We start from the raw sequence: 11,391 nt of genomic DNA, 5'->3' as shown, positions 1-11,391 counted from the left end.
AGATGATGGCTTACACGAAGAACAACATCCTCGTGCAGTCCGCGCAGGCCATGCTGGCTCAGGCCAACCAGGTGCCCCAGGGCGTCCTGCAGCTGCTCCAGTAATTCGGGCGGCTTAACAGCTGATGCGGCTGCATAGTCTCTCCCCGCTTCCCCGCCCTGGGGCACGGGGCCCCCGCAAAAGCCATAGGCTTTTGTGGGGAGAGGAGACGCGACAACGCGCGTGAGTCCTGCTCCATCAGGAGCGGGGCGAACAAGCACAGTCCGCGTCGACGAAGGGCGTCCTGCAGCTGCTCCAGTAATCCGGTACAGGAATTACAAAACAGAAACACTCCCAATAGCAAGAGGGGGCCGGGTCAAACGCCCGGTCCCCTTTTCTTTTTGATTGACATACCAAAAGGAGAAGTCTTTCATGAGAACAATTGAGATTGCAAGAAGACTGGCGGAACTGAATCAGAAAGAGGATGCCCAGCAGGCCTATTTAATTGCTTTACAGGAAGCTGAGGGCAAAAACCCGGAAGAAGAGATGGAGTCTGCCAGCTATCTTTTCTTCTCAGAAGGAAATTATCAATTAGCTTTTACAACTTTTGTCTCGCTATACAACCGTGGCTACTTTCAGCCGGAGTTGATGGATTTGTTGACACAAGCTTTCTATCTTCCTAATATTGACGATCAGAAAAAACGGTACGCAAACAATTGCACTGCTTTAAACCGATATCCTTATCTGTTCCGGCATGATTTCCCTAACTTTGAGGATTTGACCATTCAGTTTTTTCCCTTTGACGATGATGGGTATATCCCTTTTTATAAAAAAGAAAACCGGTTTGGCGAATATGTAAATTTCAATCATCCGGTAATCGATCGCTATTTTTTCGAAGATCTGGAAAAGCCCATTCTCGCCGCGGATGTATTTTCCCAGTATCAGATCGAATATCTGCATGATACCGTGAGAAAAAGTGAATGGGTTGGTCGGGAAAACCATATTTATCTGCATTATACCAGTTGGTTCATATTCTGTGCTTATTTGCAATGTCTCGATTTTAAAAAATTACTCAATGACAAAAAATTTGTTTTTTTAATAGAAAATGAGATCAAACAGTATCCGATTGATTTCAAGGAACGGTTTGGGATTGATTACAGTCAATATCCCGTGAAACCAGTGGGACTGCGGGAATACAACCGCCTGATCTGGCATATCCAGCTTTCTACTCATAACGGCGGCGACTTCTTCAATGAAATATTTTATGGTCACCCAAACATGGTCGTGCTGGAATCCGTCATGTTTGAAAATTTAGAAAAAAATATTAAAAAAATCCAGGAAGCCTTGCGTAAAGGCATTATCAAATCCCCGCTGATGCGGAAATTATCTCAGATTTCCAACCCCACGGATAAAGACTGTTTTATTGCCTTCATGCTGAGCAATAAAAAAAATTACTGTAAACCTGATCCCAATTCCCGCATTGTACCAGCTTTCTTTTTCCAGCCACACTTTGGCAATATCTATTACAGAATTAAAGTAGTAGATCTCAAAAAGGACTGGAGCACACTGTATTCCAAAGAATACGAGCAGATCCGCACCTCCCCCATTTTCCAAGGATTTAAATATATCAAAAGCTTTACACCTATGCGGCGCATTACAACCAGTTATGGAGGTTCTCTTCACTTTGCAATAGACAGGAAACGAACAGAAAAGGAAGAAGAAGAAAATAAAAAGTCTGTGCTTCTGGATCCCATCAACACGCGTCTGCTGAACCGCAGTTACTTGGTGGATCCTCACGACCGTTTCTATCAGGACAGCATCCTTGTCCGCTTTGAAGACGGGAAGCTGAATCCGAAAGCCACGTTTACCGCTCTTGCCAGGTTCCTCGATGTTCCGTATACGGAAAGCATGACCTATTGCTCCTCCTTCCGCGGTATCAATACGCTCTCTTTTGAAGGGAACGCGCGTGGATTTGATCCTTCCTCTGTTTACAAGACCTATGACGAATACATCAATGATGATGAGCGAGCATATCTGGAATATTTTATGAGGGATGCCTATGAGGCATACGGTTACGATTTTCAATATTACAAAGGTGAACCGGTAGATGAAGCCTGGATTCAAGCCAGGATCGCAAATTTTGAGCGCGCCAACCACTATATCCGTTTTTCATGGTCAAGAGCTCTGAAAGAAAACGCCAATGTAACCCTTCCCCCGGAAGTAGAGGAAAAGATGAAAGACGAAGAAATAAAAGAAGAGATAGAAAAACAACTGGATGAGGATAAAGACAAGCTTGTGGCTAAAAAAGTAGATAAACTTCTGGAAACTATGAACGAACAGCGTCTTGAATATGCAAAATATCTGCTCAAGGGTCTGCATTTCATCAGTATGGACGGCCAACCCCTGCAAATGATGAAAAAATTGGAACTGGATCCCGCTCTGCTGGAACAGCCGCTGTATCACTAACCAACAAGGAGCCATCAAAATGGAAACCAAAGGAACTGTATATTTTTTCACCGGACTTTCCGGCGCGGGCAAAACAACACTGGGCGGATTGTTTTACCGGCGACTGAAAGAACAAAAGCCGAATGTTGTGCGTCTGGACGGCGACGAAATCCGCCCCGTATTTGGAGAGGACAGCGGCTATGCCTTCGAGGATCGGCGCAGACTGGCAGAACGTGCCTTTCGCATCTGTAAGATGCTTGCCGCTCAGGGAATTGACGTGGTATGCTGCAGCATTTCTATGTTTGATTCCGTGCGGGAGTGGAACCGGAAAAACATTGAAAACTACAAGGAAATTTATATCAAGGTGACGAAAGAAACCCTGCTTTCCCGAAACCAAAAAGGATTATATACCAGCGGAAAAAATGTGATCGGCGTTGACTTGCCGTTTGAAGAACCACGCATGCCGGATCTGATTATTCACAACGACGGACAAAATTCACCGGTGGAATTGGTGGAAGAAATCGAGCGCAGGCTGCATGGGGAAACTCCACATCTGAACACTGTTACCACCCCAGCGCAGGAGACAGCCATATGATCCAGAGAGTGGATCTGCACACGCACAGCACTGCCTCGGACGGTCAGTACCGCCCGGCGGAGCTGGTGCGTCTGGCGCAGAAGGCGGGGATCGAGTGCCTGGCCCTCACCGACCATGACACCATAGACGGGCTGTCCGAAGCCGTCCGGGCGGGGGAAGAAACCGGGATCACCGTGCTGCGTGGGATCGAGCTGGGAGCCAGCGAGGACCGGCATCTGCACATTGTGGGCCTTGGCCTGCGGGAGGACTGCCCGGAGATGCAAGCGCTCTGCCAAAAGCTCAAGGACAGCCGGGACGAGCGCAAATACCGCATCGCGGCCTTTCTGGAAGAAAAGGGCGTGGGGATTCCGCTTTCCGAGGTGGAGGAGCTGGCAAAGGGCGGCGTGGTTGCGCGGCCGCATTTCGCGCAGGTGCTTCTGCGGCATGGCTTTGTATCCTCCACACGGGAAGCCTTCGACCGCTACCTCGATACCAGTGAGTACAAGCGTATTGAGCGGTATAAAGCGGATGCCGTGTCGTGCATTTCCGTCATTCACGCTTCCGGCGGCAAGGCTGTGCTGGCACATCCGTGCCAGCTGCACTATGAACCGGAGCGGCTGGAAGAACTGGTCCGCCGCTTGAAGGAGCAGGCCGGGCTGGATGCTTTGGAATGTTATTACCCGGAGCATACCCCGGAGATGGTGCGGAACTATCTTGACCTCGCGCACCGCTATGATCTGCACGTCAGCGCGGGCAGCGACTTCCACGGCGAGAAGGTTCACGCGGACAGGCCACTGTGCCCCGTTTCTGTCGAAACAGATTGGCTGCTTGCGGAAACGTAAGCAGCCAGACAAAAGAAAAGGGCCGGGCTCAGGACGCCATGGATATCCTGGCTCAGCCTGGTGGAAGGAAATGAAAAAACATGAAAACTGCCGTTGTCACCGGATCAACGAAAGGGATTGGCCTCGCGATAGGTATGGAACTGCTGCGTCGTGGCTGCGAAGTCGCCTTTCACTATCACAGGGATGCGGAGAGTGCGGAGCGCCTGAAGAATGAGCTCAACGCTCTTGGATTTGCTGGAAAGTACCAGATTGTACAGGCGGATCTGTCCTCTGTTGAGGGGGTGCAGGTGCTTGGGGATGCTCTGGAACCACGCTTTCACAAGCTGGACTATCTTGTGCTGAACGCCGCTTCCACCAAGCGAGGTTCCCTGCAGGAACTCAAACTGGAAGATTGGGAGTATGTTCTTCGGCTCAATCTCACCGTACCGCTGTTTTTGACGCAGCTGTGCGCCGCCTGGATGCAGCCAGGCGGCTGTGTGCTTTTCTCCGGAGCAGTGATGGGACAATTCCCGCATGCCTTGTCCCTCCCCTATGGCACATCCAAGGCCGCTGTCCACTATCTGACTAAGGCGCTTGTGAAAGAATTTGCTGATCGCGGCGTGCGTGTAAACAGTGTGGCTCCCGGCTTTGTGGAAACGGAGTGGCAGAAAAACAAGCCTCAGGAAATCCGCCGTTCGATCGAGAGCAAAATTGCGCTTCACCGCTTCGCCGAACCGGACGAAATAGCCCGTTTGGCTGTGGAGGTTCTGGAAAATCCCTACATCAACGGATCGATTGTGAACATAGACGGGGGGTATTGCTTTCAATGAAACATATGCTGAGTTTGGAATCTTTGACAGATGCGGTTCGGGAACAGTATCCGGGAATCCGCCTGCTTCCCGCCAACCCCAAAGCATTCTGCTTTGAGGAACGAGTCCTGATGAATTGTTTTTACTGCAAAAATTATAATTTGAACTGGAAATGTCCGCCCCGGCTCCCCAAAATTGACTATCAGCGTATGATGGCAGAATACGATAATGGGGCTTTTGTTTTATTTGAGTTTGCCGTGAATGAAGACAATTTCTCTGAAATCCGTGCCAAAAGTACAAACGATCTGCACCATGCGCTTCTGGCTCTGGAAAAATATCTCTGGGAGCACGATTGTCCCATGGCAATCTCCTTTATCGGCGGCTCATGCAAGCTTTGCAAAAATGGATGCGGTCCCGAACACTGCAACAATCCCTATTGGGCCCGTGTTCCGTTTGAGGCAACCGGCGTGAATGTACTGAAGACCGTAGAGGAACAGACCGGGCTCCATTTCTCCTTCCCGCCGCGCGAAAAGCTTTCCCGCGTCGGGCTGCTGCTGTGGTAACGCCAATCGAGAAAGGATGAAGTGAAAGATGGTATATCTCATTTTGGCCGCGGGCACAGGCAGCCGCCTGCATCCCATTACGCTCAAGCATCCCAAAACGCTGTTCTCCCTGGACAGCCGTACCACCATTCTCAAACGCATGGTTTCCCTGATTCAGAAGCTGGATCCACAAGGGGAAATTGTTGTTATCTGCGGCTTTCAGCACCGCCTTCTGCAGGAAAGTGTCTCCGGCGTCACCTGGATCTGCAATCCCTTCTATGAGGTAACAAACTCCATCGCCTCCCTCTGGTTTGCGCGCAAGTACCTGAACGGAGAAGTCACCATTCTCAACGGCGATATTGTGATGTCGGAACAGCTTCTGCGCGAAATTGTCACCGTCCCCACCTCCCGTCCTGTCGTTCTGATGGATTCCTCTGTCACAAATGGTGATTATAACGTGCAGGCGGACGAGGATCAGGTGATCGTCATGAGTAAGCAGCTCACCTCCTACACCGGTGAATATGCAGGCGTTACCAAACTGGATCCTTCCTCCGCCGCCCTGCTGCGCGATCAGATTGCCGAGATGGTGGATGATGGGCGATACACCACGTGGTATGAGGACGCGCTGGTGCAGATGATTTTTGAGCGCAATTTCCGTCTGTTTACCTGCGATATTTCACGCTATGAATGGACCGAGGTAGACAGCGTGGACGATCTCATGTTTGCCAGAAGAATCCATGAAAAAGAGAATCGCAATACTTCGCAAAACTAAGCAATTTATCCCTTTTATAAATATTGTTATCAATATTTCTGTATTATGAAATTATAGTTAGCAATAATTTCATAATATTGTGCAATATTTCGACAGTTTTTATGCTATTCGATGAAAAAGAATTGCTTCACAAAAGAAAACAGAGTATAATATGAAAAAGAGGCTGCATTCTTTCAAGCTTATGCCGCGCTGACCACATTGTATTGATGGGAAGCGCCGCCTGGAAGGAGGATCGCCATGAGCAACATTCCATTTACTCTGCGTACACTGGGAAGCAATTCCGTGAGCGCCAGCCTTTTATATGCGTCCTCCTCCCACTACGAGGGAGACTGGAACGGCGCACCGCATTCACATCCATTTGCCGAGTTTTTCTATGTCCTTCGCGGGGAAATTGATTTTTTGTCGGAAGGAGAATCCCACTCTCTGCGGGAGGATGATCTGATTATGATCAATCCCGACGCGGGACATACCGAGCAGCCACACGGAACCGGGATCGTGGAATATGTATCTGTTGGAGTGGAAGGAATCTATCTGGATCCTTCCGGCAGCGGGACATGGAGCAGCTGCGGAATTTTCCACTGCCGGACCATCCGAAGCGAGATCCGCTTTTTTCTGCGTCTGCTGCTTACCGAAATGGAAACCGAGCAGCCATATTATGAAAAATTGTCGCAATATGCCTTTCAATCTATCCTGCTGCTGATCAAACGGCTTCATCCACAGGAGCTGTCCATCCATACGCCCAAACGGACCGCCCGGGAATGCTCCGCGGTCAAACGGTATATCGACGAGAATTTCCGCCACCCGATTTCACTGGATCACCTGGCAGAGATCAGTCGTCTGAACAAATATTATCTGGCGCATGCGTTTCGGGAATACATCGGCATGTCGCCCATCAACTATTTGAACGCACGACGTGTAGAGGAAGCCTGCGCCCTGCTTCGCGACACCTCTCACCCCATCTCGCAGATTGCGGGGACTGTGGGCTTTTCCTCACAATCCTATTTTGCACAGGTCTTTCAAAAGGCTGTGGGAGAATCGCCGGGCGAATACCGCAAACGTATCCGCCGGGAACAGGGGACAAAAGAATAACACAGAAACAAAAGGCAGCTCACATGGCATTGCGTGTGAGCTGCCTTTTTCTTTTTTAGATAGACTCCATAAACGGCTCAATAAACAGAAGGGCTGCCCCCACGGCGGAAGCCTCCCGGCGATACAGGCAGGGCTGTAAATAGGAACCATCCCCGCCAAAGGTATCGAGAGCGGACGCCATCGCTCGCAGCCGCTCCATATACGGTACCATATACGCCCCCACATACCCTCCCAGAATTACCGGGCAGTCAAACGCCATATGCAGGCTGTTCACTGCCACAGCAAGAGAACGCAGATAGGCATCCCAACGGGAGGAAGCCGCTTTCTCTCCCCGGTCCAACGCCGTGAAAAAAGCGTCCAGGCTTCCGCCGTACCCATTCGACAAAATCCCGGCGGCACAGTAAGCATCGAGACAGCCTTTTTTCCCGCAATAGCAGGGAAGCCCATCCGGTACAAGCGTCATGTGGCCGAATTCCGCGGCCCGCAGGTTTTCCCCCTCATACAAGCTGCCGCCCAGCAGGATCGCGCCGCCGACACTGTTGCTCAAAGAGAGATAAACAGCGCTGTTTTCTCCCTCTCTTCCCCATAACTCCGCCCGCCCCGCGGCACTGGCATCATTGCAGAGCATGGCGCGGCAAGGTAAAAAACGGGTAAAATCCTCCTCCTGACGCGCCCCAAGACCGAGCACATGAGAGCTTCGGATCCCACCTTCCGCCGCCAGGATCCCAGGAAAAGACACTCCTGCCCCCAGCAGGCGCTCCGGGGGCGTCTCTCCGATCACTTTCCGCGCGATCTCCCCTAATTCCCGATAATACGCTTCTGTATCAGAAAAAGGAACCGCCCGGCGGATCCCCCGCACAATTTCGCCGCTGAGATCCGTGAGCACGGCGCTGACATGGCCGCGTGTGACGTCCAAACCGACGGCCAGTCTTGCATCCCGAATGCAGGAGACGCCGCGTGCGGGCCGTCCTCCGGTAGAAGCAAAGGAACCGTCCTCCTTCAGCAGACCCTCCTCACAGAGAATCCGCAGATTCTGCGCAATGGTGGGAAGGCTCAGTCCCAGGCGAAAAGCCAGCTCCTGCTGGGAAACACGTCCGCTCTCATAGACAGCCCGGAAAATCCGGTTCCGGTTGAGGCGGCGAAGTTCCATCCCGTTTCGCACCATCCCGCTCACATCCTCCTCCTGCCGGGCGGGGCAGGCTTCCTCTTCATCAGGTATCCAGCCTCCCGGAAAATCAATGTTCCTTTTCATGATACGGGATTTTCAAAGGAATTGCAAGCCTCCCCGTTTTATCCTTTTTCACACTCATCTGCCCTCTCTCATACAATAATGCGAGGGGTTTTCTTCCCCGAAAGGAGAGTTGATGCAACATGTCTGAAAAGCTGGATGGACAGTCCTGCGATCTGCGCAGCCCGGCTCCTCTTCCCGAGGATCCCGTGCCTGCTATGGCATATGTTCCCTTCCAACAGTACGGAGCCACCTATCAACCGGAACAGGCACTGGATAACGGCACCCTGTTCCCCGATCTGAACAAACCGTTTGCCGGTGGAAAGGAGCCGCGGTCATGAACGAACAAGAACGCCTTTTTCGGCGAATCCGCGCCATGCAATTCGCCCAATGGGAACTGCATATGTTTCTCGACACACACCCCAACGACTGCGAAGCAGCCAAGAAGCTCGAGGAATACCGCACGAAAACAGCCGCTCTGATCAAAGAATATGAGGCCGCCTACGGTCCCATGAACGAAACAAGCGCCAACACCAGCCGCTGGGCCTGGATCACCGGTCCGTGGCCCTGGGAAACGGGAGAGGAGGAGGACGCCTGATGTGGGTGTATGAAAAAAAGCTGCAATATCCGATCCGAATCAAAAATCCGAACCCCGCGCTGGCAAAGCTGATCTGCGCCCAATATGGCGGCCCGAACGGCGAACTGGGTGCTTCCCTGCGCTACCTTTCCCAGCGCTATACCATGCCCTATCCGGAGCTCAAAGCCATTCTCACGGATATCGGGACGGAAGAGCTGGGGCATCTGGAAATGGTGGGAACCATTGTATACCAGCTGACTCGCAATCTCACCCCTCAGCAAATCAAAGAAGCTGGATTTGATTCGTACTTCATCGATCACACCACCGGCATATACCCCGCCGACGCAAACGGTGTCCCCTTCAGTGCCGGTTCTCTCGCTGTGGCCGGAGACGCCATCACCGATCTCCATGAAAATATGGCGGCAGATGCTGCACCTTTTCATCTATAACAAAATACCTTTTTAAAGTGTTTTCGGTGTTTCGCTGAATTCGATCTATTTTTATTGTTAAATATTCCAGTGTATCTCGATCGGGACATTTCTGGTTCCCGGAACGCGTTTTCCAACCGTAATATAGTCGATCAGGATCTCCACTATCTCGCGAGTCAGATGATCCAAATGCGCGTACTTTTCAATAATAGCGCGGCGGGTATCCCCTGCTTCGAGTTTCTCTTCCACGTCTGCGAGCTGCTTTTCCTTCTCCTCTATCAGAGCTTGGATACGGCTGCGATCCTCTGCAAAATTCTGAGACAGTTCCAGATAATCACATTCAGAGAGAAGGCCACGCACTTTGTCCAGGTACAGCTCCCGGATCCCTTTGGCATATTCTCTGGCCTTTTTCTCATAAGCGGCTATTTCAGCAAGAATCTGTTTTTTCTTTCTCTGCATCGTGCTGTCAAACCCCAGCTTCTGCTCCAGCTCGTCTTTGTCCAGATACTGCTCTGCGAGTGCGTCGATTTCCTTCAGCACATATTGCTCCAACCGGTTCACGGAAATAAAAGCGCCCGCGCAGGAATCCTTCGCATAATGACGATTCGGACAATGCAGGTAATGCTGGCTGCCCCGCTGGGGAGCACTCTTGCAGGATCGCAGCGTGTACCCACAGTTAGCGCAGCGAACCTTTTGGGCAAAAATTCCAATCTTTCCGTTCTGGAACGGTTTGCTCCGCTGTGCCAGCATCCGCTGTACCCTGTCCCACAAATCCCGGTCGATAATGGGTTCATGAGTCCCTTTCACAATATACCATTCCCTTTTGGGACGGGGCTTGCTCTGCTTTGTTTTGTAGGAAACACTCCCGTATTTTCCCTGCACCATATTGCCGATGTAAATTTCGTTCTTCAGTATATCACCAATGGAGTAATATTTCCAAAGCGTACTGTTCCTGCTTTTCGCCCCCCGATACCGCAATCCGCACAGCCGTTTGTATTCGGTCGGATTTGGGATCCCCCTGTCGTTCAGCATCCGGGCAATCGCTGTCTTCCCGTATCCCTGGGCGAACAGGGTAAACACTTCGCGGACAACGGCAGCGGCTTTCTCATCGACGATCAAATGCCCTTTCTGCTCCGGATCTTTTTTGTATCCGTACAATGCGAACGCCCCGATGTGAAATCCGTTCTTCCGGCGGTTTGTCAGAACGCTGCGGATATTGTCGGACATATCTTCCAAATACCATTCGTTTACCAGGCCGTTGATCTGCCTGGATTTTTTGTTGCCCTTGTTGGCGGTGTCCGCGTTATCTACAATGCTGACAAATCGGATTCCCCATATCGGGAAAATGCCATTGATGTACTTTTCCACCAGTTCCAGTTCGCGAGTGAACCGGGACTGCGATTTGCAGAGGATGATATTGAATTTTTTCTCTTCCGCATCCCGCAGCATTTGGCGAAACGCCGGCCGATTCCTGTCGGATCCGGTGTAATCATCGTCGCTGTAGATCTGGTAAATCTTCCACCCTCTTTCCTCTGCGTACTCGATCAGCATAGCCTTTTGGTTCTGGATACTATTGCTGTCATCCGTTTCATTTTGTTTGTTTCGGTCCTCTTCGGATAAACGGCAGTATATCGCCACAATTTCTTTCATGACAGCCTCCTGTTCAGGAAGCAAACCGTTTCTATTTTTATCATACTACAGGGTCGCTGTCCTGCCAACAAAAACGGCTTCTTCCTTCATGCGTGATGATTTTCAATTTGGTTAATCATTTTCGCAAAAATTTCTGTGACACGGCTGCGCATGGTTTTGCCCTTTACTGCATCGTCCTGTCGAAACACATTTTTCACATATTCATCGTTTGATTTGTACACATGATCTTTCGTTTGATTTTGTGCGCCATTTGAATAACTCATAGCAAACCTCCCTATTGGTGATTTTATAACCAATATATGGAAGAATTCTCTCATGTAAAAAACGCCTTCAAACTGATTCATACACCGTCGCCGTCCTGTCCTATCGAGCCGTGTTCCAGCGTTTTGCACACGGGGCGCGGACATTTTTTAAAGATTTTCTCAAAATTACGTAAAAAACAGGCAAACAGATAAAAAATCTGTTATGATAAAGAAG

At 50.6% G+C, this 11,391-nt stretch carries 13 protein-coding genes and 1 pseudogene; 11 read left to right on the top strand and 3 right to left on the bottom strand.

Features of this window, described 5'->3' with window-relative positions:
• From B5F35_RS04900 to B5F35_RS04865, 8 genes are all read left to right on the top strand, one after another.
• On the top strand, positions 1-104 hold a 104-nt coding region (locus B5F35_RS04900; protein ID WP_275532248.1), incomplete at its 5' end, for a flagellin.
• A 307-nt stretch (positions 105-411) separates the two neighbouring features.
• Entirely contained in the window at positions 412-2,445 is a 2,034-nt protein-coding gene (locus tag B5F35_RS04895; RefSeq protein ID WP_087238623.1) for a hypothetical protein, read from the top strand.
• 19 nt (positions 2,446-2,464) lie between these two features.
• Positions 2,465-3,019: an adenylyl-sulfate kinase gene (locus B5F35_RS04890; protein ID WP_087238621.1), complete on the top strand. Its 555-nt coding sequence runs from the start codon at positions 2,465-2,467 to the stop codon at positions 3,017-3,019.
• On the top strand, positions 3,016-3,840 hold the full coding sequence (locus B5F35_RS04885; protein WP_087238619.1) for a PHP domain-containing protein: 825 nt from the start codon (positions 3,016-3,018) through the stop codon (positions 3,838-3,840). Before B5F35_RS04890 ends, B5F35_RS04885 begins: the two co-directional genes overlap by 4 nt.
• Before the next feature lie 80 nt (positions 3,841-3,920).
• Positions 3,921-4,649, top strand: a complete 729-nt coding sequence (locus tag B5F35_RS04880; RefSeq protein WP_087238617.1) for an SDR family NAD(P)-dependent oxidoreductase — start codon at positions 3,921-3,923, stop codon at positions 4,647-4,649.
• Entirely contained in the window at positions 4,646-5,191 is a 546-nt protein-coding gene (locus B5F35_RS04875; RefSeq protein WP_087238615.1) for a DUF2284 domain-containing protein, read from the top strand. The genes B5F35_RS04880 and B5F35_RS04875 overlap by 4 nt, the downstream gene beginning before the upstream one ends.
• A gap of 28 nt (positions 5,192-5,219) precedes the next feature.
• Positions 5,220-5,942 carry a phosphocholine cytidylyltransferase family protein gene (locus tag B5F35_RS04870; protein ID WP_087238613.1) on the top strand — a complete coding sequence of 241 codons (723 nt, stop codon included), beginning with the start codon at positions 5,220-5,222 and terminating at the stop codon, positions 5,940-5,942.
• 237 nt (positions 5,943-6,179) lie between these two features.
• Entirely contained in the window at positions 6,180-7,031 is an 852-nt protein-coding gene (locus tag B5F35_RS04865; RefSeq protein ID WP_087238611.1) for a helix-turn-helix transcriptional regulator, read from the top strand.
• Between the two features lie 55 nt (positions 7,032-7,086).
• Here B5F35_RS04865 and B5F35_RS04860 read toward each other — a convergent pair whose 3' ends face one another.
• On the bottom strand, positions 7,087-8,283 hold the full coding sequence (locus B5F35_RS04860) for an ROK family transcriptional regulator (RefSeq protein WP_242969404.1): 1,197 nt from the start codon (positions 8,281-8,283) through the stop codon (positions 7,087-7,089).
• A 119-nt stretch (positions 8,284-8,402) separates the two neighbouring features.
• On the opposite strand from B5F35_RS04860, the gene B5F35_RS04855 reads away from it, so the two are divergent.
• The 3 genes and pseudogenes from B5F35_RS04855 to B5F35_RS04845 form a co-directional block, all read left to right on the top strand.
• Positions 8,403-8,600 carry a spore coat associated protein CotJA gene (locus B5F35_RS04855; protein ID WP_087238609.1) on the top strand — a complete coding sequence of 66 codons (198 nt, stop codon included), beginning with the start codon at positions 8,403-8,405 and terminating at the stop codon, positions 8,598-8,600.
• Positions 8,597-8,857 (top strand): spore coat protein CotJB, encoded by a 261-nt coding sequence (locus B5F35_RS04850; protein WP_087238607.1) that lies wholly within the window; start codon positions 8,597-8,599, stop codon positions 8,855-8,857. Before B5F35_RS04855 ends, B5F35_RS04850 begins: the two co-directional genes overlap by 4 nt.
• Positions 8,857-9,264 (top strand): annotated as a pseudogene (locus B5F35_RS04845) (manganese catalase family protein); the annotation flags it as partial. The gene B5F35_RS04850 and the pseudogene B5F35_RS04845, both read left to right, overlap by 1 nt.
• A gap of 78 nt (positions 9,265-9,342) precedes the next feature.
• Here B5F35_RS04845 and B5F35_RS04840 read toward each other — a convergent pair.
• Entirely contained in the window at positions 9,343-10,914 is a 1,572-nt protein-coding gene (locus B5F35_RS04840) for a recombinase family protein (RefSeq protein ID WP_087238603.1), read from the bottom strand.
• Positions 10,915-11,000: 86 nt separating this feature from the next.
• On the bottom strand, positions 11,001-11,258 hold the full coding sequence (locus B5F35_RS18395) for a hypothetical protein (protein WP_140401147.1): 258 nt from the start codon (positions 11,256-11,258) through the stop codon (positions 11,001-11,003).
• Between the last annotated feature and the right edge of the window lie 133 nt (positions 11,259-11,391).

The organism is Anaeromassilibacillus sp. An200, assembly GCF_002160025.1.
GTDB lineage: Bacteria > Bacillota > Clostridia > Oscillospirales > Acutalibacteraceae > Caccousia > Caccousia stercoris.
This window is presented reverse-complemented; position numbering and strand designations above follow the sequence as displayed.